An 18741-nucleotide genomic window follows, 5' to 3' on the forward strand; every position below is an offset into this window, starting at 1 on the left:
GCCTTGACCACCCCAGCCGACCCGGCGTCCTGGCACCGCCTACTGCTGCTGCTGTCCGGCCGGATCCCCGACGGGCTGCTCGTCCAGGCCCGCGAACTGCTCGCCCACGAACAGCACGACGAACTCGCCCAGCAGGTCGGCACCTGGGTCCCGGCGATGGAACTCGCGTTGCCCGCCGACGCCGCCGCGCTGCTCGGGACCACTGCCGCCGACCCCGTGCACGACGTACCACCGCCGTACGGGCTCGCCCCGGTCAGCCCGAGACTGCTCACCACACACGGCGACCGGGTGCCGCAGACACTGGACCTCACCGGCCCCCACGACCCGCACGACGAGATCCGCGAACTCGACACCCTGGACCTCACCGCGTCGGCCGCGGCCGCATCGCTGCCCCGGACCGCCGGGCTGTGGCGGGTGTGGCGCTACCCCACGGCAGCCACACCGTGGGCCGAGCCCAAACGGATGTACGTCGTCGAGGTGAGCGCCGGGCCGCCGACGGCGCTGCCCCAGGTCACCCTGGCCATGCAGGAGGCGCTCACGGCCGCCGGGGAGCCCGATCCGCTGGTGGAGTCCTATACCGACGGTATATCTCTGCCCCCGTTCCAACGCCGCGCCAGGGCCTACGGCGCACTGCTCTGGGCGGCGAGCCCCGCCGAGCCGATCACCCTGGCCCGCGTCTACGACGGCGCCGACCCGGCCACCGGACCCTACTTCGACCCGGCGCATCCCCTCGTACCCGACGATGACGAACGCGCCAGGTTGCGGGCCTACCTGACCGGCGGCGTCCCCCTGCTGGCAACCGCATCGCTGATGGCCGACGCCGTCGACCCCCGGCACGGCGACGTGGTGCCGATGACGTTCCGCACCGACGGCCGCTGGATCTGGACCGAAGCGACCGCTTACTACCTGGACCGGCACCGGCTCGCACCCGACCCCGAGCTCACGGCCTGGATCCGCGCGAACGGCTTCCGGCACCCCCACGTCGACGGGGCCGCCCTGCACCGGGCGACCGCGGCACTGCTCGCATCGTGATCCCCGGCGTACAGGTCAGCGCGGCGCGGCCGCCCGGTCGGCCAGACCAAGCCAGATGGCGATCACCTCGGCGCGGCTACGGGCCCCGAGCTTCGTGTAGATGTGGTTGATGTGGTTCTTGACCGTCTTCTCGGTGACGTAGAGCCGGGCTGCGATCTCCCGGTTGGTGCGACCGCAGACGATGTGCTCCATCAGCTCCGCCTCGCGCCGCGACACCCGGGCCCGGGGACTCGGCTCCGGTACGGGCTCCGGCGTCGGCTCCGGCTCCGGAACGGACTGGGTGCGGAACGACTCGACCATCGCCGCGACCGCGCCGGGCGACAGGTACGGCCGCCGGTCCGCCGTGGCGACCACCGCGGCCACCAGGTCGGCCGCGGCGAACTGCCCGTGGATCAGGTAGCTGGTCGCGCCGTTGCGGAACGCGTGCTCGACCAGGTGCCGCTCCTCGCTGTGCGACACGACCAGCACCAGGGCCTGGTCCGGCAGCGGGGGCGCGGCATCGTCGTCTGCGGCCAGAGCGCCGTGGCCCGCCACGATGACGTCCGGCGACAGGCTCCTGGCCCGGCTGACCGTCTCGGTCCGGTCGCCCGCCTCCCCGATCACCGAGATCATGTCGCTGCCCTCCAGCACCGCGCGTATGCCCAGCCTGACCAGCATATTGTCGTCGCTGATCAGGGCGCGCACGCGAGTCACCGGACTGCTGGGGGCATGCGTGATCATGTGGCTCTCCTAGGTCGGTGGCCGGTGGAGCGGGGGTTGCCCGTAGCTCTTCCCACCAGCAACGTAGGCGGGCCTACGGAAGCGCGGGTGGCGCGCCGGTGAACGGTTGCCCCGCTGCACATAGCCATCCATCTCGTATGGCCGCCCGACCGGGCCGTACGGGCACGGTGACCCGGGCCGACGTCGTTTGGTTCCGGTAGGCCCGGCCCAAGGCTGGCTAGGGACCGACCGACCCGCAGCCGGCCCCGCCCGCCCGGCGCAGGGGTGGCGCGCCGAAGGACACAGGACCGGCAAAGAAAACCGTTTGCGAGGGCTGGGCAGTCCTGACACGGTGCGAGTTCCGTATCACCCGTGAGGTTCCGATGACGATCTACTTCTATGGTGCTGATGAAGTGCCCTACGGATGCTTCTCGAACTTCTCCGATCACGGCTTCCACCTCGACGGGGTCTGGTGGCCGACCTCGGAGCACTACTTCCAGGCGCAGAAGTTCAACGGCACCCGCCGCGCGGATCTCATCCGACGTGCGCACACGCCGTTGCGGGCAGCGGAGCTGGGCCGTGACCCGTCCGAACCGCTGCGCAGGGACTGGGAGCGGGTCAAGGACGACGTGATGCGCCGCGCGGTGGCAGCCAAGTTCCACGCCCATGCCGATATCCGGGACATTCTGCTGTCCACCGGTGACGAAGAGATCGTCGAAGACACCACCACCGACCACTACTGGGGTCGGGGCAGGACCGGAAAGGGAAAGAACATGCTCGGGCGGATTCTGGTGCGCACGCGTAACCAGTTGCGCGCCTGAACACCGATGCGATTCTCCGCATCCTCCCGCCGAACGGCATAGGCTGCGCGTCATGGGCGTGAAGCTGCTGCCGGCCGTCGACCGCATCGCCGTCGCGTGGCGCAACGGCGGCGGAATCACCCGGGAGATCTTCGTCCATCCCGGTGGTGCCGACGACTTCCGGTGGCGGCTGAGCATCGCCGATGTCGTCGTGGACGGCCCGTTCTCGGCCTTCCCGGGCTACCGGCGCGTGATCACGGTCCTCACCGGCGCGGGCATGCGCTTGACCGTCGACGGTGTGGGGCACGACGTAGGACCGCTGGAGCCGTTCGAGTTCGACGGCGGTGCCCAGACCACCTGCACACTGCCGGGTGGGCCGATCAGCGACCTCAACCTCATCGTGCGGGCAGGCGATCGGGGTGCGGTCCGCGTCGTCGACGTCACCGGACCGCTGACCGTCACCGGCCCGGCCGCGATCGTCGTGGTACGCGGGTCCGCGACCGTGGACGGGCATCCGGTGCACACACCCGACGCCGCGCTCGTGGACCGCGCGACCGACACGGCGCTGCACCCGCACGGCACGACGACCATGGCCCTGATCGACCTGCCCTAGTCCCTCCCGGCGGCGGCGGTGTGTCAAGCCGCGGCCAGCCGGTCCACCAGCAGCCGCACCCTCAGCTCGGCGTGCTCGGGCAGCAGGCGGCCCGTGCGCGTCAGGGTCGCCAGGCCGTGCAGGGACGCCCAGAACACCTCGGTGAACAGCCCTGGGGCGACGCCCTCCCCGGCGACCTGGCTCAAGCTCTCCATCAGCGCGGCGAAGGCGTCCTTCAGCGGTTCCGGGGTGTGCTCCTGCGCGTACGCCAGACCGCCGTCGAGCTGGAACAGGGCGTCGTACACCGCCGGGTTGCGGGCGGCGAAGTCGAGGTAGGCGTGGGCCAGGGCGGTGACCTTGGCCCGCGGGTCGGCCTCGGCGGCTGTCGCGGCCCGCACCGCTGCGGCCATCTCGGTGGCGCCCTGCATGGCGACGGCACCGATGATCTCCCGCTTGCCGCGGAAATGGCTGTAGAGCACGGGCTGGCTGTACTCGATGCGTTCGGCGAGCCGACGGGTGGTGACCGCGTCCCATCCCTGCTGTTCGGCGAGTTCGCGGGCGGTCGCCACGATGAGACGCTCGCGGATCGCCTGCTCGCGCTGTTTACGGTCCTGTACCGACATGAACGGATCCTAGCACCGCTAGACAATCAAGCGCTGACACTGCTAGCGTCGCATCATTCGCTAGCAACGCTAGATTTTGGAGGAACAGTCGTGCTCAACGCACTCGCGGTCGCCACCGTCGTGATCGTCGGCCTGATGGTGGGGGTGGAGTTCTCCGTCGCCTTCATCATGAACCGGATTCTGGACGCACTCCCCGAGGACAGCGGCCAGCTCGGCCACGCCCACGGCGGCCGGATGCTCGGCGCCCTGATGCCGTTCTGGTACATCGGCTCGCTCGTGCTCACCGCGATCTGGGCCGCGGCCGGATGGCACCAGCACAGCGCCGGACTCGTCGTCACCGCGGCCGGCCTGCTCGTCGTCAGCGTCGTCATGTCGATCCTGCTGCTCGTCCCGATCAACAACCGGAACAAAACCTGGACCCCCGAGACCCGGCCCGCCGACTGGAAGCAGCAGCTGAACCAGTGGGGGCGCTACCACTACGTCCGGGTCGCCGTCGTCATCGCCGCCTTCACCCTGCTCGTCGCAGCGCTCGTCTGACCAAGAGCCACTAGGAGGAACACCGTGTCTCCCAAGAAGATCAAACCGTCCTGGCCGCCGCGTTCATCCTCTTCATCCTCTGGTTCGGCGCCACCTACATCCTGAGCCCGGAGACGATCGCGCCGGGCTTCGGCCTGCCGAGCTGGCCGGCCGACGACGGCGGCGGCTTCCTGATCATCAAGGGCATCCGCGACGTCGTCCTGGCCCTGGTTCTGGCCATCCTGCTGGTGACCGGCCACCGCCGGGCGCTGGCCTGGGTGCTGCTGGTGGAGTCGCTCGCCGCCTACGGCGACATGGCCAACGTGCTGGCCCACCACGGCTCGGCGGCCACCGCGCTCGGAGTCCACGGCCTGACCGCGACCCTCATGGTGGTCACCGGCCTGCTGATGATGCGCGAGACCCGCGCGTCCGACGCCGCCGCGGCACCGCCCACCCCGCAGCCCGTCTAGTCGTCTCGAACCAACGGGACAAGGCGCGACGCCGCCCTGCCGCCCAGCGGCCGGGCGGGCCGCGCGCCGCCGATGAGCAAGGGCACCGACAGTAGGCTGAGGACGGTCCGGCCAAACGCGCTGCGACGCATCGAGGGAGAGCCACGAGATGAGACCGCTTCGATACTCGATCAACGTCACACTCGACGGCTGCTGCCATCACGAGGCGGGGCTCGCCCCCGACGAGGAGTCGATGCGCTACTGGACCGCGGAGATGGCACGAGCCGATGCCCTGCTGTTCGGCCGGGTGACCTACGAGATGATGGAGTCGGCCTGGCGGCGGCCGACCACGGGCACGTGGCCGGACTGGATGGGTGAGTGGCAGATCCCGTTCGCCGAGACCATCGACCAGGCGAAGAAGCACGTCGTGTCGAGCACGCTGAGCGGGGTCGACTGGAATGCCGAGCTGGTCCGAGGCGACTTGGGGCAGGCGGTTCAGCGGCTCAAGCAGCAGCCGGGCGAGGGCCTGTTCGTCGGTGGCGTGACGCTGCCACTGGCGTTGGCGGATCTGGAACTGATCGACGAGTACGTGTTCGTCGTGCAGCCGGTCCTTGCCGGACACGGGCCGACGCTGCTCGCCGGTCTGCGCGAGCGCATCCAGCTCGAACTCGTGGATCGTCACGAGTTCCGGTCTGGGGCGGCCGCTCTGCGATACCGACCCGCGCGGGCAACGGCTTGAGGTGCACGTCGGCCGCTGCCGATAGCTGACGTCCTGGCGTTGACAGTGTACGGACCCGGCCCTACAGTTCTTCTCAGTTAGAGTTAATCTCGATTCGAGAAGGACATGCGATGGTCTCCGAGCGCGAGTTCCTCGACGGCTACGACCCGCGGGCCTACCCGGCGGTCGCGGTCACCGTCGACGTCGTCACGCTGACCATCCGCGACGGCGTGCTGCACGTGCTGCTGGTCGAGCGCGGCGAGCAGCCCTACACCGGCCGCCTCGCCCTGCCGGGAGGCTTCGTCCGCGAGGAGACCCTCGACGAGGCGGCACTGCGCGAACTCGCCGAGGAGACCGGCATCCTGCCCCGCGTGCACCTGGAACAGCTCGCCACGTTCGGCGACCCGGGCCGCGACCCGCGCATGCGGGTGATGTCGGTCGCCTATCTGGCCTTCGCGCCGCGCCTGCCCGAGCCGACCGTCGGCGGTGACGCCGCCGCTGCCCGCTGGGTCCCGGTCGCCGCCGCGACCGGCCTCGCGTTCGACCACGACACGATCCTGGCCGCCGGACTCGAGCGCGCCCGAGCCAAGATCGAGTACACGCCGCTGGCGACCGCGTTCGTCGGCGAGGAGTTCACGATCGCGCAGCTGCGCGGGGTCTACACGGCGGTCTGGGGGGAGGAGCCGCACGCCGGCAACTTCCACCGCAAGGTGCTGTCCGTGCCGGGTTTCGTCGAGGACACCGGCGCGACGACCCGGCGCGGCGGCGAGCGCGGCGGCCCTCGGGCCAAGCTCTTCCGGGCCGGCGACGCCCGCATCCTGCATCCGGCGCTGCTGCGACCCTCGGCGGAGGAACGGCGATGAGCGGCTTCGACGACGCGGTCACCCGCGTGCTGGCGGCCCGCTCCCCCGCCGACCTGTTCACCGGCGGCGACGGCGGGCACGCGTACCGGACGCTGGCCAAGGTCCTGCACCCGGACGCCGCACCGGCCGGCTCGACCGCGACCGCGACGCACGCGTTCGCCCGGCTCGCGGACTTGTGGGCCGCGCACCGCGACGGCACGACCATGGCCACCCGCCGCGGCTCCTACCGCGTCGGGCCACTGGCGTACGCGGGCGACATCGCCGACCTGTACACCGTCGACGGCGGCACGGCGCTGCTGAAGCTGCCCCGGCACCCGGCCGACAGCGACCTGATGCGCCGGGAGGCACACGCCCTGACCCGGCTGCGCAGTCACGGCGAGGCACGCCACCGCGGGTACGCCCCGGAGCTGATCGAGTCGTTCACCCACCGCGACCCCGCCGGCGGCACGCAGCGCGCCGCCACGATCCTCGCCCACCAGGACGGCTTCGTGAACCTCGCCCGGGTGAAGCAGTCCTACCCCGACGGCGTCGACCCGCGCGACGCGGCCTGGATGTGGCGGCGGCTGCTCGTCGCCGTCGGCTACGCCCACCGCGCCGGTGTCGTGCACGGCGCGGTCGTGCCCGACCACGTGCTGATCCACCCCGTCGAGCACGGCCTCGTGTTGGTCGACTGGTGCTACAGCGTCACCGAACCCGGCCAGACGGTGCCCGCGCTGGCCGCCGAGTATCTCGACCTCTACCCGCCGGAGGTGGCCGGCAAGCGCCCCGCCAGCGAGGCCACCGACATCCACCTCGCCACCCGGTGCATGACCTGGCTCATGGGCGACCGGACGCCACCGGCCCTGGCCCGGTTCGCCCGCGGCTGCACTCTGCCCGACCCGAAAGCGCGCCCGCACGACGCGTGGCGGCTGCTCGCCGAACTCGACGAGTTGCTCGCAGCGCTCTACGGGCCCCGCACCTTCCGACCCTTCACCCTCTGAGGAGCAGAACATGGGAAGCGGACGATGGTCCACCGACGTCTACGCCGCCGCCGCCGGCTACCGCGCGGCGACCGGCACCAGCGCCTTCGCCTACAGCGACTCCGGCGCGCGCACCGTGCACGACGCCCTCGGCCCGCACGGCGTCCGGGTCCGCGAAAGCCGCGACAGCGACCAGCACCCGCAGTCGACGCCGATCGCGATCCTGTTCGACGTCACCGGGTCGATGGGCTCGGTGCCGCGCGTGCTGCAGACCAAACTGCCGGAACTGTTCGGCCTGCTCATCCGCAAGGGCTACTGCACCGACCCGCAGATCCTGTTCGGCGCGATCGGTGACGCCACCTGCGACCGCGCGCCGCTGCAGATCGGGCAGTTCGAGTCCGACAACCGCACCGACGACGATCTCGGCCGGATCCTGCTCGAAGGCGGCGGAGGCGGCCAGCGCCGGGAGTCCTACGAGCTGGCCATGTACTTCATGGCCCGGCACACCGACCTCGACGCCGTCGCCCGCGGCCGCCGCGGCTACCTGTTCATCATCGGCGACGAGATGGCCTACCGGAAGGTCAAGCCCGACGAGGTGGGCCGCGTCGTCGGCGCCTCGATCCCCGAACCGATCAGCACCGAGGCGATCGTCGCCGAGCTGCGGCGCAAGTACGACGTGTACTTCATCATGCCCGCGCAGGCCAGCTACACCGGCGACGCCGAGATCCTCGGGTTCTGGCGCAAGCTGCTCGGCCAGAACGTCATCGAACTCGACGACCTCGACGCCGTCTGCGAGACGATTGCCCTCACCGTCGGGCTCGGCGAGGACACCACCGACCTGGACTCCGGCCTGACCGACCTCGCCGACGCCGGGTCGGCGGCCGGCCCGAGCGTCGGCAAGGCGCTCGCCCCGCTCGGCAGCACCCGCGGCGCCCTGGTGCGCTCGCCGCTGCCCGCCGGTTTCGGCGGCCGGGCCGCGCCGGTGACCCGGCTGTGAACACGCCCCGCCACGTCATCGTCGTCGACCTCGGCTACGGCGACGCCGGCAAGGGCACCATCGTGGACTGGCTCTGCGCGACCCGGCCGGTGAGCACCGTGATCCGGTTCAACGGGGGAGCGCAGGCCGCCCACAACGTGGTGACGCCCGACGGGCGTCACCACACCTTCGCCCAGTTCGGGTCCGGCACCCTGCACGGGGTCCGGACCCACCTGTCCCGGTACATGATGGTCGACCCCCTCGCCCTGGCCGCCGAGGCCGCACACCTGGCCGAACTGGGCGTCGCGGCGCCGTTCGAGCTGCTCACCGTCGACCGGCAGGCGCTGCTGACGACACCGTGGCACCGGGCCGCCAACCGGGCCCGCGAAGCCGCGCGCGGCGACGACCGGCACGGGTCCTGCGGCATGGGCGTCGGCGAGACCGCCGCGTTCGCGCTGGCCCACCCCGACCTGGCCGTCCGCGCCGGCGACACCGGATCCGCGGCCGTGCTGGCACGCAAGCTGGGCGCGGTCCGGGACGCGCTGACCGCCGAACTCGGCCCGCTCGACGCGCCGCCGGTCGCCGCCGTCGCCGAGGCGTTCCGGTGGTTCGGGGCCGCGGTCCGGCTGGTGCCGTCGTCGCGGCAGGCGCTGTCCGGCCCGTGCGTGTTCGAAGGAGCCCAGGGTGTACTGCTCGACGAATGGCGCGGCTGGCACCCGTACACGACCTGGTCCACGACCACCTTCGACAACGCCGAGACGCTGCTGGCCGAGAACGGCGACAACGGCGCCCTGCGGCTCGGCGTCGTGCGCACCTACACGACCCGCCACGGCACCGGGCCCCTGGTCACCGAGGACGCGCGGCTCACGGCGGCGCTGCCGGAACGGCACAACGGCCACGGTCCGTGGCAGGGCGCGTGGCGGGCGGGCCACTTCGACGCCGTCGCCCACCGCTACGCGGTCGAGGTCTGCGGCGGCGTCGACGCGCTCGCCGTCACCCACCTGGACGCGGCCGAACGCCACGGACTGAAGATGTGCCTGTCGTACGGGCAACTGGACCGGATCGTGCCCGGCGAGCACGGCGACCTCGCGTACCAGGAAAAGCTCACCCAGACGCTGAGCACCGCCACGCCGGTCTACACCGGACTCGGCGACGTCGGCGAGGTGCTCGGTGCTCCGATCGCGGTCACCTCGCACGGCCCGACCTGCGCGGACAAGAGCCAGCGGTCGGCTACAGCGGCTTGACCAGCCACACACATGGATCGGCCTGGTCGTGGCGGACGCCTGCGTGGTCCAGGTAGTGCCAGCGATCCAGGTAGCGGCAACCGGTGACCGTGTAGCCCAGCCGGAGGTAGAGGGCGGCAGCTCGCGGGTTGTCGTCGGCGACGCCGAGACCGATCAGCGCGACCCCGACCCGACGGGCCCGCTCCTCCGCCTCGGCGACCAGCGCGGTGCCGACGCCGCGGCCTTGATTGCCCGGCGGCCACACCTGGAGGCCGTTGATCTCAGGGCAGTCGAACGCGGCGCGGACGGCGGGCTCCTTGGGGCCGTTCCACAACACCTCGCAGGAGCCGAGCGGGCCCTCGGCCGACCAGGCCACCAGGAACGAGCTGGTCCCGGCGGCGTGCCGGTCGAAGCGCGTGCCATGCGCGCGGTTGCGACCCGTGGGCTGCCACTCTTCCAGGCGGTCGATGTCCTCGGCGGTGCAGTCGCGGATCTCCATGGCGGCACGGTAGACGCCGCGACGCCGTCCGGCGAACGGATTCGACGCCGATCGCGGCATAAGCTCACCGGCTGCCGGGTTGCCATGGACAGAAACGAACAAGGGAGCTCACCTGTGGTCCGCGAGTTGCGACTGGTCGTCACGGCATCCGACTACGACGAGGCGCTGCGGTTCTACCGCGACGTGCTCGGCATGGACGAATTGGGCGCGTTCTCGTCTCCGGGCGGGCGGGTCACCATCCTGGACGCGGGGCGGGCGACGCTGGAACTGGCCGATCCGCCGCATGCCGCGTACGTCGACGAGGTCGAGGTGGGCCGCCGGGTCGCCGGGCACATCCGGGTCGCGTTGCAGGTCGACGACGCCACCGCCGTGACCGCCGTGCTGGCCGGGAACGGGGCGCAGGTGATCGCGGAGCCGGTGCGCACACCGTGGGACTCGCTCAACGCCCGCCTGGACGGCCCGGCCGGACTGCAGTTGACGATCTTCGAGGAGTTGGACCGGCTCGGCCAGGGCTGACCGAGCCGGTAGGAGCGAATGCCTTCAAGACGCCGGCAGACCGGAAGAGGCGCGACCGATACCGACGGCGACACACTGTCCCGATTAGACTGCCGGATTCCACAGGTAGTGGGGAATCGAAGCGGGGGCGGGAATGAGCATCGACGATCGGATCGAACGGGCCAGGGAGGTCTATGCGCGGGCGGTGTTCGGAGGCGATACCGGAGCGCTGGGCGAGGCCGAACGGGGCCTGGATGCGGTCGAGGCTGATACCGCGTTGGCGCGTGGGCTGATCCTGCATGCGCGGTTCCAGAGCGCGGCCGTCGACGCCGCCGAGGATCCGGCGGAACTGCCGCTGTTCGAGCGCGCGTTCGAGCTGTACCGGGCCCTGGGCGACACACGCGGCGAGGCCGAGGCGTTGTTCTGGATCGGTTGCGTCCATCAGTTCATCCGGCGTGACGACGAGACCGCGGTGCCGTACCTCGAGCGGGCCGACCGGCTGGCGGCGCAGACCGGCGACAAGCCGACGCAGGCGGAGGCGCTGCGGCACCTGGGCATCGCGGCGCACGCGGCCGGCCGGCTGGACGAGGCGCGCGAGCGGCTGGAGGAGTCGTCCCGGCTGCGGCGCGAGGTGGGGGCGCTGCCGGGCGTGGCTTCCAACATGATCGGGCTGGCCTACATCGCCGCCGCGCAGGACCGCCGCACGGACGCGCTGGCGATTCTCGACGAGGCGGCCGCCATCGCCGGCGCGCACGGTGCCCACGCGATCGTGCGCCACATCGAGCAGGCCAGGATCCGGATTTAGACAGTCCGGGCCGCGCAGCGCCGGCGTCCGAATGCCGCCATCGGCGGCACGCCGGAACCGTGGTGCCGTGACCGTGAACGTTCGCCGTGTCGAGTGAAACCGCGCGGGCCGGCGGCCTCGCGGTCGCCGCGAATCCGGTTCGACGGCCATCCGGGCCCGGCCTACGATGCGGCGATGGGTTCCCCACCGACTGTCCGGCCGGCCCAGGTCGAGGACATCGCCCAGATGGCGCGCGTTCATGTGCGGTGCTGGCAGGAGACGTATCGGGGACTCATGCCGGATGCGGTCCTTGATGATCCGGGTTTCCCGACTGTTCGGGAGCGGTTCTGGACTGCCGCGTTGACCGATGAGCGGTACCGCGGGAACCGGTCGGCTGTGGCCGAGCGGGACGGCGGGTTGATCGGGATCGCGATGTCGGGACCGCCGCTGGACGTTGCGGCGGGGTGGCAGAGGCAGCTGTATGTGCTTTACGTGTACGCAGCCGACCACGGCACGGGTGTCGGGCCGGCACTGTTGCGGGCGGTGATCGACCCGGCAGAGTCGGCGGCGCTGTGGGTCGCCGATCCGAATCCTCGCGCGCAGGCGTTCTACCGCAGGCACGGCTTCGTCGCCGACGGGACGGCCCTGGTCGAAGACGGGGTACGGGAGATCCGCATGGTCCGCGCTGCGCGGGAGCCGTCGCCGGTGTGAGCGCGAGCGGTGCCGCCGGCACGATACGCGGCTGTGCGGGACGAGAAGATTCCTGCGTACGGCTTGACCGAGCCAGGAAATCTTTATTGGTTGAAGCTTGAAATCTGACGTGGCCGGTATAGAATTTCTGCTGACGGCGCAAGAGGCAACTTGCGGCCGATATCCTTACGGAGGTGTGTTGATCATGATCATGCGATTCGATCCGTTCCGCGACCTCGACCGGCTCGCCGGTGAGGTGTTCGGCGCGGCCCGCACGCCCGCGCTGATGCCGATGGACTGCCTGCGCACCGGCGACACGTTCGTCGTGCGGTTCGACATGCCCGGCATCGACGTCGACAGCCTCGACGTGTCCGCGGAGAACAACACTCTGACCGTGCGCGGTGAGCGCCGCCGCCGCGACCCCGAGGACGCCGCCTACCTCGTGTCGGAGCTGCCCTCCGGCAGCTACAGCCGCCAGCTGGTGCTGGGCGACGGACTCGACGTCGAGGCGATCAGCGCCGAATACCGCGACGGGGTGCTGACCCTGAGGATCCCCGTGGCCGAGCGCGCCAAGCCGCGCCGCATCGAGGTCTCCCACGGGGACCAGAAGACCCTCGGCACCACCGCCGGCCAGCGGATGATCACCGTCGAGGGTGGCGACAGCCGTACCGAACGCCGCCAGGTGAGCGCGGGCGCGCACACCTGATCAACCCGGTCCGCGAGCCCGGGCGGCGCCGACCTGGTGCGCCGACCCGGGCACCGGCCCCACCATGGAGGCGACTGTGGCCGAGCAGACACCGAAACGGCTCGCGGCGGCACTGGGTGACGCCGACTTCCCCGCCTACGCGATGGGCACGGCGGCGGAGGCGATCGGCGTGACTCCCGCGTTCCTGCGTGCCGTGGAGACCGCAGGCCTGTTCGCCTCCCACCGCTCCGGTGGCGGTCACCGCCGCTACAGCCGCGACGACCTCGAACGCGCCGATCGCGCGCGGATCCTGGCCGACGAAGGCCTGCGACTCGACGCCGTCGTGCGCATCGTCGACCTGGAGTACCGGCTGGCCGCCGCCAACGCCATGATCGCGATCCTGCAGAGCCGGCTGGCAGCCCCGCCGCAGCAGCCCTGAAGCGGGACCCATCCGGCTTCCCGGGGTCGACGGTTCGCCGGGAGGGGAGCCGTGTACATCGATGCCGAACACGAGCGCCGGCCGACACCGCCGGCCGCGCCGCTGGAAGTCACCGTCACGACAGGGACCGTGCGCGTGCGCGGTGAGGCGGATCTGTCCAACGAGCACCTGGTGGTCACGGCACTCGCCGACGCCATCACCGCCGGGACCCGTGACGTGCACCTGGATCTGACCGGGCTCGACTTCATCAGCTGCCGTGCCTGGCGGCTGCTTCTCCAGGCCAGCGAGCCGATGCGGCGAGCCGACGGACGGCTTCACGTCCACCTGAGGCCGGACGGCGTGGTCCGGCAGGTCGTGGACGTGCTCGCGCCCTGGGCGACGCCGGGTGTCGTGATCACCAGCAGTCGTTAGCGGCGGCCTACGCCGACTCGTCCAACGGCCACACCTCGACGACTCCGTGCGCGATCGCGCACGGAGTCGCGGACACGGCTTCGATCGCCTCCTCGATCGAGGCAGCCTCGATGAGGGCGAACCCGGCCACCGGAAGCGAGGCCGACATGAACGGGCCTTTCTCGACCACCACCCCGGCGGCGTCATGATTTCTCACCTGCACAGGCGAGCCGGCGATCCCCGACTCGGCACCGGCGTCGCGCAGCCGGGCATCATGGGCATGCGCCCGCGCGCGCAGCTCCGCAGCGGTACGGTCGTATCCGGCCTCGTCGCCGTATCCGATGGTCAAAAACTTCGCCATGACGGGTCCTTCCGTGGCAGAGGTCACCGAACCGGACCGGCCGGTGACACCTACCAACTCACCGTTCAGGCGGGCGGGCAAACCTACGAACCATGCCCGCGAGCTCCGCCGGCCCGCTGAGCCACGGGCGTTTTGCCCGGCGGCAGCCGCGCCCCTCGCGGCCGGATCTCACGTCCCGGCTGGTGAGGCCTTCACCACGTAGATGCACGCATCGACCCCTCCGCCCGGCGTGTGCACTCGGGCGACGACTCGCTCGTACTGCGGACCTTCGAATTCGTCGAGCCTCGCCCAATGAGCGGGCAGGTCGCGGGACTCGAATACGTGGACGCCGACGCGCCCGCCGCCGGGGTCGACGGCAAGCCCGGGGAACCCGAGGGCGCTGCCCCATCCGGCGTCCACGAGCCGGCCGTGCACGTGGCCCGGGAACCAGCGGCCGTCAAGGCCGTGCAGGTGATGATGGTTCGGCTTGCCCGGCGCGAGACTTCCGTACGTCGCCAGGCGGTGAGTCGGCCCTAGATCATCACTCACCGGACCAGACTATCCCCTGCCTTCACCGCCGGCCGGCGAAGCCGCGTGCGCCTGGCGTCTGCGCCCCGCCGCCACGTGCGCCCCGGCCCGGGGGAAGTCGTAGAGCTGCTGCTCGTACACGTCGAGCACGAGGTCCACGGTCGATGCCGGGACGCCGCGAGTGGCCAGCACGACGCGCAGCCAGTCCAGGAACGTCGTGAACAGCTCGGGGTCGTCGACGAACAGCCCCGCGCACAGGAACTCGACGATCTGGCCGAGGTCGAATTCGGTCGCCTCGCGCTGGAGCGGGCTGTAGCCGGCCAGTGCCGGGAAGCGTTGCGACAGGTCGTCCATCGCGGCGGCGACGAGCTGGGGGTTGCGCTTGGCGATCAGGATGTGCTCGTCGTCGCTGACGAACGACTCCCGCAGCGGGTCGGATCCGGCTATGGCGGGCAGCCAGGACCGCAGCAGCTCGACCGCGTCACCGGCGTCGGCTGCCACGCGGTCGGCGCCGAGTTTGCGGCCCCAGCGCGCTGCCGGGCCGAACCCGCGCCCGCCGGCCAGCACGGGTATCCCGGCGGCCTGCGCCGCTTCGATGACGCGATGTGCGGCGACCAGCCGCGTCGGCACCGAGCAGCTGACCGCAACGACGTCGGGACCGTGCCGGTGCAGGTAGGAGATCAGGTGGGGGCCGGGGACGCTGGCGCCCAGGAATCGCACGTCCCAGCCGTCCCAGCGGGCGACCTCCGCGAACAGCCGGGCGGGAAGGGCGTGCCATTCGCCGTCCACGCACGCGGTCACCAGTACACCGCGGGTGGTGGAGGTCTGCGGCCGGTGGCGGGCGGCCAGCGCGGCGACGACCTGTTCGCTGACATGGGTCGCGGCGTGCTCCTGCGCGACGCTCCACTCGTTGCGCGCCCACAGGTCACCGATGCGGGCCTGGGTCGGCGCGACCAGGTCCAGCAGGACGTCACGTGGCGGCACGCCGCGTTCGGCCAGGGCGAGGGCGAAGTCGACGGCGCTCGCCTGGGCGCCGTCGTCGACCAGCGCCAGGTACTGCTCGCGGTCTGCGGGGGATACGGCTGCGGTCATGGCCGGGTGTCCTTTGCGCCGGTCGCGGTGTCGGGTGGGGGCTCAGCCTGGATGACGAGCACGGCGATGTCGTCCTGGAGCCGGTCGCCGACCCAGTCGGTGACACGCTGGGCGACGCGTTCGGCGATGACGGCCGCGGGCGCGCCCCGGTATGCCTGGATCTCGGCGGCCAGCCGCTCGGGGCCGAACAGGGGGTGCTCGGTGGAACGGCCGCGGGCTTCGGTGACCCCGTCGGTGTAGAGGACGAGGGTCTGACCGGACCGCAGCGTCAGCCGGGTCTCCCCGAACGGTGCGTCATTCAGCAGCCCGATGGCCGTGCCGGACAGCTCGACCTCCGCCACGGTGCCGTCGGTGTGGAGCAGCAGGGGTGCCGCGTGGCCGCCCGTGGCGAGCGTGACGGTGACCTCGGCGTCGGCTCCGGTGGCCATCGTGCCGACGACGAGGGTGGCCATGGTCGGTTCGTCGCCGGCGAGAGTCGCCTGGTTGAGCAGGTCGAGCAGCCGCAGCGGGCGGCGCTCGGTCAGCCAGAGGGCGCGCAGGCTCTGCCGGGTGTTGCCGGACTGCACCGCCGCCTCGATGCCCTTGCCGCACACGTCGCCGAGCACGAACATCCAGGTGCCGCTGCCGTCGCCGGCGGGGCGTACGTCGTAGAAGTCGCCGCCGATGCGCAGCCGTTCCCAGGCGGGACGGTAGGCGGCTCCGAGCGCGACGCCGGGCACCTGCGGCAGTGCGGGCGGTTCGACGCTGCGCTGGACCGCTTCGGCGGCGTCGGCCTGCGCGGCGTACAGGGTGGCCGCACTGATGGCCGCGCCGGCGCGGGCGGCGAACTGCCGCACCAGGTGCACCTCGACGGTCTCGAACGGGGCGCGGCCGGCGTGCCGGGCCAGCACGAGTGCCCCGGCCGGGCTGGTGTGGCCCGGCAGTGGCACGACCATCGCGGAACCGACGGTGCCGAAGCCGGGTGCCAGCAGCGCGGCGATGTCGTCGCCGAGCCGGGGATCGTCGAGCACGCTGAGGCCGGTCATGGCCTGGTCGAGGGCGCTGTCGGGGCGCAGTGTCCGGCGGGACAGGCAGCCGGTGGTCTCGGTGCGGTCGTCGGGACCGACGTCGACACGGAACCAGGCCAGTTCACGCTCGTCGTCGAGCACGACGACGGCGCAGTCGGCCAGGGCGGGTACGGCCAGCACGGCCGTGGTCCGTGCCGCGCGGACCCGGTTGAGGCAGGAGCCGAGCCGGCGGCCGGCCTCGGCCAGGAACGCCGAGCGCCACCGTTCGGCCAGCAGCGCGTCGACGCGCATGACCTGGTCGGTGACGTCGCGTACGTACCAGCGGGTCCATTCGCCGGTCGGCGTGCCGCGGCCGCGCAGGCGGCGTTCGTCGAGGTCGAGGTCGAAGGAGCCGGGCGGTCCCTGTAGGACGCCGGCCAGCGGGAGGGTGGTCACGGTGTGGCCGACGGTGAGGCCGAGGGTGTTCACGGCGGCGGTGTTGGCGACCCGGACGACGCCTGCCCGGTCGACCATGAAGATCATCTCGTCGGAGCCGTCGAGCAGTTCGGCCCAGGGCGTTCCCGGGTGCACGTCGGGCGAACCCGCGGCGGCCGCCGGCTCGGCGACATCGAGGCCGGTGAACACGTGTACGTCGGAAGAGTCAGACGTGGAGGGATGAGGCGACCGCACCGTCGTGATCTCTTCTCGCATTCACCCACCCTGCCACGGCCGCCGCGGCACAGCGCATGGCCGCGGACTTTTCCGGCGTATACCCGGTCCCCGACCTCGCAATCGTGACGCCGGTCACTTTCAGGGAGCGTCGTACGGTGGCCGTAAACTGCCCGCGCCCCTGAAAGCCGGACGAGGCGGCAGCCTGGAATACGGATGCATCGGCATCGAGGCGTGACCTGCCGCCGGCCGGGTGCCGATGACTGGAAATCGCGGGTCGCGGGTACGTCAGCGGATGCCCGATCGAGGAGGCCGCGATGAGCCAGACGCCAGAAGAGCCGGAAATCGTCCGCGAGGACGACGAGGCCGAGATTCGCGAGCAGCGCGGACGCACCCCGCACCCGATCGAACCGGCGGAAGGGCCGGACGATCCGGAGTACACCGGCGGCTGACGGCGCCCGCGTTGCCGCAGCGCCCCGTCAGAAGGTCCGGATGGCGATTTCGGCGGGCGGGGGGTCGTGGGCCACCTGGCGGGACATGGGGGCACAGGTCTACGGTCGCGGCCGGGCGGACGCCGCCAGCGGTCCCGACGACCCGCGGATCACGAGCCGGGTGGGCAGCAGCACCGGGGCGGCGGGCGGCGGTCCCTCGTGGAACAACAGGTGAACGGCCTGGGCACCCTTGTCGTCGTGCGGCTGCCGCACGGTGGTCAAGGGTGGCCGCGCCGTGGCGGCGTCGGGCACATCGTCGAACCCGACTACGGACAGCTCGCCGGGAACGGTCAGACCGCGCTCGATCGCGGCCGAGATCGCGCCGAGGGCGAGCCGGTCCCCCATCGCCAGGATGGCCGTGGGCGGCTGCGGCAGGTCGAGCAGTGCGGCGGCCGCGGCGGCGCCGTCGCGTTCCTCGACTCCGGCGGCCGCGACGACGACGGCGGAACCGCCGGTGTCGAGCGCGGGCGCCAGGCCGTCGCGGTATCCGGCCAGGCGGGCACGGTTGGCGACGTAGTCGGTCGGGGCGGCCAGGCCCGCCGGGGCGATCCCGGGCGCGGACCCTCTGGCCAGCGGGAAGCTGATGACGCCGTAGTGCCGGTGGCCGAGCGCGGCGAGGTGGGCGGCCGCGGAACGGGCGGCGGCCCGGTCGTCTATGCCCACGTACGGCTCGCCTTCGGCGACCGGGGCGTCCAGGCCGATGACGGGCAGTCGGCGGGCGCGCAGCAGCTCGGTGCGCTCGGGTTCGAGCGGGTCGCAGAACGCGACGAACCCGTCGACCAGTGCCGAGGAGACGATGTCGGGCCGGCCGGGTTCGGTCCGCGGCACGAGGACCAGCGATGAGCCGTGCTCGCCGCAGGCGCGGGCGACTCCCGCCATGGTCAGCCGCGCGGTGGCGTCCTCGAACAGGTACTGCAGCGGCTCGTGGACGATGAAGCCGACGGCGCCGGTCCGCCCGCGGCGGAAGGTGTTAGCGAGCGGGTCGGGTCCGGGATATCCGGCTTCGCGTGCGGCGGCGAGGATCCTGTCGCGCAGTTCGGGGCGCAGCTGATCGGGCCGGTTAAACGCGTTGCTGATGGTGGCCTGGCTGACGCCGAGGGCACGGGCCAGGTCGGTCATCCGGGGCCGCGGAGCTGTACCCATGTGATCACTCTCTGAGCTGCAGGTGTCTTCTTATACGTATAACTGAGCTTGTTGGCGCGT

25 protein-coding genes are annotated in these 18741 nt (G+C 71.8%); 17 read left to right on the plus strand and 8 right to left on the minus strand.

All coding sequences use genetic code 11. The features are described 5' to 3' along the window. The first annotated feature begins 3 nt into the window (after positions 1 to 3). Positions 4 to 1032 (plus strand): hypothetical protein, encoded by a 1029-nt coding sequence (locus AB0B66_RS28535; protein ID WP_360535721.1) that lies wholly within the window; start codon positions 4 to 6, stop codon positions 1030 to 1032. Positions 1033 to 1047: 15 nt separating this feature from the next. On the opposite strand, the gene AB0B66_RS28540 is transcribed toward AB0B66_RS28535, so the two are convergent. Beyond that, positions 1048 to 1752 (minus strand): response regulator transcription factor, encoded by a 705-nt coding sequence (locus AB0B66_RS28540; RefSeq protein ID WP_360535723.1) that lies wholly within the window; start codon positions 1750 to 1752, stop codon positions 1048 to 1050. Positions 1753 to 2114: 362 nt separating this feature from the next. On the opposite strand from AB0B66_RS28540, the gene AB0B66_RS28545 reads away from it, so the two are divergent. After that, positions 2115 to 2552: an NADAR family protein gene (locus AB0B66_RS28545; RefSeq protein ID WP_360535725.1), complete on the plus strand. Its 438-nt coding sequence runs from the start codon at positions 2115 to 2117 to the stop codon at positions 2550 to 2552. Positions 2553 to 2604: 52 nt separating this feature from the next. After that, positions 2605 to 3144, plus strand: a complete 540-nt coding sequence (locus tag AB0B66_RS28550; protein ID WP_360535727.1) for a HutD family protein — start codon at positions 2605 to 2607, stop codon at positions 3142 to 3144. A 23-nt stretch (positions 3145 to 3167) separates the two neighbouring features. Here AB0B66_RS28550 and AB0B66_RS28555 read toward each other — a convergent pair whose 3' ends face one another. Next, entirely contained in the window at positions 3168 to 3746 is a 579-nt protein-coding gene (locus AB0B66_RS28555; protein WP_360535729.1) for a TetR/AcrR family transcriptional regulator, read from the minus strand. Positions 3747 to 3836: 90 nt separating this feature from the next. On the opposite strand from AB0B66_RS28555, the gene AB0B66_RS28560 reads away from it, so the two are divergent. The 7 genes from AB0B66_RS28560 (at position 3837) to AB0B66_RS28590 (ending at position 9471) form a co-directional block, all read left to right on the plus strand. After that, positions 3837 to 4283, plus strand: coding sequence for a DUF1772 domain-containing protein (locus AB0B66_RS28560; protein ID WP_360535731.1), 447 nt, complete (start codon positions 3837 to 3839; stop codon positions 4281 to 4283). Positions 4284 to 4357: 74 nt separating this feature from the next. Beyond that, positions 4358 to 4732: a DUF4267 domain-containing protein gene (locus AB0B66_RS28565; protein WP_360535855.1), complete on the plus strand. Its 375-nt coding sequence runs from the start codon at positions 4358 to 4360 to the stop codon at positions 4730 to 4732. Positions 4733 to 4880: 148 nt separating this feature from the next. Beyond that, positions 4881 to 5450 carry a dihydrofolate reductase family protein gene (locus AB0B66_RS28570; RefSeq protein ID WP_360535733.1) on the plus strand — a complete coding sequence of 190 codons (570 nt, stop codon included), beginning with the start codon at positions 4881 to 4883 and terminating at the stop codon, positions 5448 to 5450. Positions 5451 to 5560: 110 nt separating this feature from the next. Then, positions 5561 to 6292, plus strand: coding sequence for an NUDIX hydrolase (locus tag AB0B66_RS28575; protein WP_360535735.1), 732 nt, complete (start codon positions 5561 to 5563; stop codon positions 6290 to 6292). Continuing rightward, positions 6289 to 7272 carry a molecular chaperone DnaJ gene (locus tag AB0B66_RS28580; protein ID WP_360535737.1) on the plus strand — a complete coding sequence of 328 codons (984 nt, stop codon included), beginning with the start codon at positions 6289 to 6291 and terminating at the stop codon, positions 7270 to 7272. The genes AB0B66_RS28575 and AB0B66_RS28580 overlap by 4 nt, the downstream gene beginning before the upstream one ends. 10 nt (positions 7273 to 7282) lie before the next feature. Then, positions 7283 to 8248 carry a hypothetical protein gene (locus AB0B66_RS28585; protein WP_360535739.1) on the plus strand — a complete coding sequence of 322 codons (966 nt, stop codon included), beginning with the start codon at positions 7283 to 7285 and terminating at the stop codon, positions 8246 to 8248. After that, complete coding sequence (locus AB0B66_RS28590) at positions 8245 to 9471, plus strand: adenylosuccinate synthetase (RefSeq protein WP_360535741.1); 1227 nt, start codon at positions 8245 to 8247, stop codon at positions 9469 to 9471. The genes AB0B66_RS28585 and AB0B66_RS28590 overlap by 4 nt, the downstream gene beginning before the upstream one ends. Here AB0B66_RS28590 and AB0B66_RS28595 read toward each other — a convergent pair. Next, positions 9458 to 9949 carry a GNAT family N-acetyltransferase gene (locus AB0B66_RS28595; RefSeq protein WP_360535743.1) on the minus strand — a complete coding sequence of 164 codons (492 nt, stop codon included), beginning with the start codon at positions 9947 to 9949 and terminating at the stop codon, positions 9458 to 9460. The two genes, AB0B66_RS28590 and AB0B66_RS28595, sit on opposite strands and share 14 nt — an antisense overlap. A gap of 114 nt (positions 9950 to 10063) precedes the next feature. On the opposite strand from AB0B66_RS28595, the gene AB0B66_RS28600 reads away from it, so the two are divergent. The 6 genes from AB0B66_RS28600 to AB0B66_RS28625 all read left to right on the plus strand — a co-directional run bounded on the left by AB0B66_RS28600 (position 10064) and on the right by AB0B66_RS28625 (position 13453). Further along, positions 10064 to 10465 carry a VOC family protein gene (locus AB0B66_RS28600; RefSeq protein WP_360535745.1) on the plus strand — a complete coding sequence of 134 codons (402 nt, stop codon included), beginning with the start codon at positions 10064 to 10066 and terminating at the stop codon, positions 10463 to 10465. A 133-nt stretch (positions 10466 to 10598) separates the two neighbouring features. Further along, on the plus strand, positions 10599 to 11249 hold the full coding sequence (locus tag AB0B66_RS28605; RefSeq protein WP_360535747.1) for a tetratricopeptide repeat protein: 651 nt from the start codon (positions 10599 to 10601) through the stop codon (positions 11247 to 11249). Positions 11250 to 11423: 174 nt separating this feature from the next. After that, a complete protein-coding gene (locus tag AB0B66_RS28610; protein WP_360535749.1) occupies positions 11424 to 11939 on the plus strand; it encodes a GNAT family N-acetyltransferase in 516 nt (171 codons plus the stop codon). Between the two features lie 184 nt (positions 11940 to 12123). Beyond that, entirely contained in the window at positions 12124 to 12624 is a 501-nt protein-coding gene (locus AB0B66_RS28615; RefSeq protein WP_360535751.1) for an Hsp20/alpha crystallin family protein, read from the plus strand. A 76-nt stretch (positions 12625 to 12700) separates the two neighbouring features. Then, positions 12701 to 13042, plus strand: coding sequence for a MerR family transcriptional regulator (locus AB0B66_RS28620; RefSeq protein WP_360535753.1), 342 nt, complete (start codon positions 12701 to 12703; stop codon positions 13040 to 13042). A gap of 51 nt (positions 13043 to 13093) precedes the next feature. Further along, the gene (locus tag AB0B66_RS28625; protein WP_360535755.1) at positions 13094 to 13453 is read left to right on the plus strand and encodes an STAS domain-containing protein; all 360 of its coding nucleotides are present in this window, start codon (positions 13094 to 13096) and stop codon (positions 13451 to 13453) included. Between the two features lie 7 nt (positions 13454 to 13460). On the opposite strand, the gene AB0B66_RS28630 is transcribed toward AB0B66_RS28625, so the two are convergent. The 4 genes from AB0B66_RS28630 to AB0B66_RS28645 all read right to left on the minus strand — a co-directional run bounded on the left by AB0B66_RS28630 (position 13461) and on the right by AB0B66_RS28645 (position 17023). Further along, complete coding sequence (locus tag AB0B66_RS28630) at positions 13461 to 13793, minus strand: hypothetical protein (RefSeq protein ID WP_360535757.1); 333 nt, start codon at positions 13791 to 13793, stop codon at positions 13461 to 13463. Positions 13794 to 13961: 168 nt separating this feature from the next. Then, positions 13962 to 14321 carry a gamma-glutamylcyclotransferase gene (locus AB0B66_RS28635; RefSeq protein WP_360535759.1) on the minus strand — a complete coding sequence of 120 codons (360 nt, stop codon included), beginning with the start codon at positions 14319 to 14321 and terminating at the stop codon, positions 13962 to 13964. Positions 14322 to 14330: 9 nt separating this feature from the next. Next, complete coding sequence (locus AB0B66_RS28640) at positions 14331 to 15392, minus strand: cobalamin-dependent protein (RefSeq protein WP_360535761.1); 1062 nt, start codon at positions 15390 to 15392, stop codon at positions 14331 to 14333. Next, positions 15389 to 17023 carry a SpoIIE family protein phosphatase gene (locus AB0B66_RS28645; protein ID WP_360535763.1) on the minus strand — a complete coding sequence of 545 codons (1635 nt, stop codon included), beginning with the start codon at positions 17021 to 17023 and terminating at the stop codon, positions 15389 to 15391. The genes AB0B66_RS28640 and AB0B66_RS28645 overlap by 4 nt, the downstream gene beginning before the upstream one ends. A 341-nt stretch (positions 17024 to 17364) precedes the next feature. Between AB0B66_RS28645 and AB0B66_RS28650 the strand changes: the two genes are divergently transcribed. Beyond that, positions 17365 to 17499 carry a hypothetical protein gene (locus tag AB0B66_RS28650; RefSeq protein ID WP_275412025.1) on the plus strand — a complete coding sequence of 45 codons (135 nt, stop codon included), beginning with the start codon at positions 17365 to 17367 and terminating at the stop codon, positions 17497 to 17499. A 99-nt stretch (positions 17500 to 17598) separates the two neighbouring features. Here AB0B66_RS28650 and AB0B66_RS28655 read toward each other — a convergent pair whose 3' ends face one another. Next, positions 17599 to 18681, minus strand: coding sequence for a substrate-binding domain-containing protein (locus AB0B66_RS28655; RefSeq protein ID WP_360535765.1), 1083 nt, complete (start codon positions 18679 to 18681; stop codon positions 17599 to 17601). Between the last annotated feature and the right edge of the window lie 60 nt (positions 18682 to 18741).

It is taken from the genome of Catellatospora sp. NPDC049111 (genome assembly GCF_040648615.1).
Taxonomy (GTDB): domain Bacteria; phylum Actinomycetota; class Actinomycetes; order Mycobacteriales; family Micromonosporaceae; genus Catellatospora; species Catellatospora aurea.

Coding starts and splice junctions, on each gene's coding strand:
- AB0B66_RS28570 (WP_360535733.1), top strand. CDS start 4,881: ATGAGACCGCTTCGATACTCGATCAACGTCACACTCGACGGCTGCTGC.
- AB0B66_RS28650 (WP_275412025.1), top strand. CDS start 17,365: ATGAGCCAGACGCCAGAAGAGCCGGAAATCGTCCGCGAGGACGACGAG.
- AB0B66_RS28540 (WP_360535723.1), bottom strand. CDS start 1,752: ATGATCACGCATGCCCCCAGCAGTCCGGTGACTCGCGTGCGCGCCCTG.
- AB0B66_RS28550 (WP_360535727.1), top strand. CDS start 2,605: ATGGGCGTGAAGCTGCTGCCGGCCGTCGACCGCATCGCCGTCGCGTGG.
- AB0B66_RS28610 (WP_360535749.1), top strand. CDS start 11,424: ATGGGTTCCCCACCGACTGTCCGGCCGGCCCAGGTCGAGGACATCGCC.
- AB0B66_RS28545 (WP_360535725.1), top strand. CDS start 2,115: ATGACGATCTACTTCTATGGTGCTGATGAAGTGCCCTACGGATGCTTC.
- AB0B66_RS28615 (WP_360535751.1), top strand. CDS start 12,124: ATGATCATGCGATTCGATCCGTTCCGCGACCTCGACCGGCTCGCCGGT.
- AB0B66_RS28655 (WP_360535765.1), bottom strand. CDS start 18,681: ATGGGTACAGCTCCGCGGCCCCGGATGACCGACCTGGCCCGTGCCCTC.
- AB0B66_RS28595 (WP_360535743.1), bottom strand. CDS start 9,949: ATGGAGATCCGCGACTGCACCGCCGAGGACATCGACCGCCTGGAAGAG.
- AB0B66_RS28580 (WP_360535737.1), top strand. CDS start 6,289: ATGAGCGGCTTCGACGACGCGGTCACCCGCGTGCTGGCGGCCCGCTCC.
- AB0B66_RS28585 (WP_360535739.1), top strand. CDS start 7,283: ATGGGAAGCGGACGATGGTCCACCGACGTCTACGCCGCCGCCGCCGGC.
- AB0B66_RS28630 (WP_360535757.1), bottom strand. CDS start 13,793: ATGGCGAAGTTTTTGACCATCGGATACGGCGACGAGGCCGGATACGAC.
- AB0B66_RS28605 (WP_360535747.1), top strand. CDS start 10,599: ATGAGCATCGACGATCGGATCGAACGGGCCAGGGAGGTCTATGCGCGG.
- AB0B66_RS28640 (WP_360535761.1), bottom strand. CDS start 15,392: ATGACCGCAGCCGTATCCCCCGCAGACCGCGAGCAGTACCTGGCGCTG.
- AB0B66_RS28555 (WP_360535729.1), bottom strand. CDS start 3,746: ATGTCGGTACAGGACCGTAAACAGCGCGAGCAGGCGATCCGCGAGCGT.
- AB0B66_RS28575 (WP_360535735.1), top strand. CDS start 5,561: ATGGTCTCCGAGCGCGAGTTCCTCGACGGCTACGACCCGCGGGCCTAC.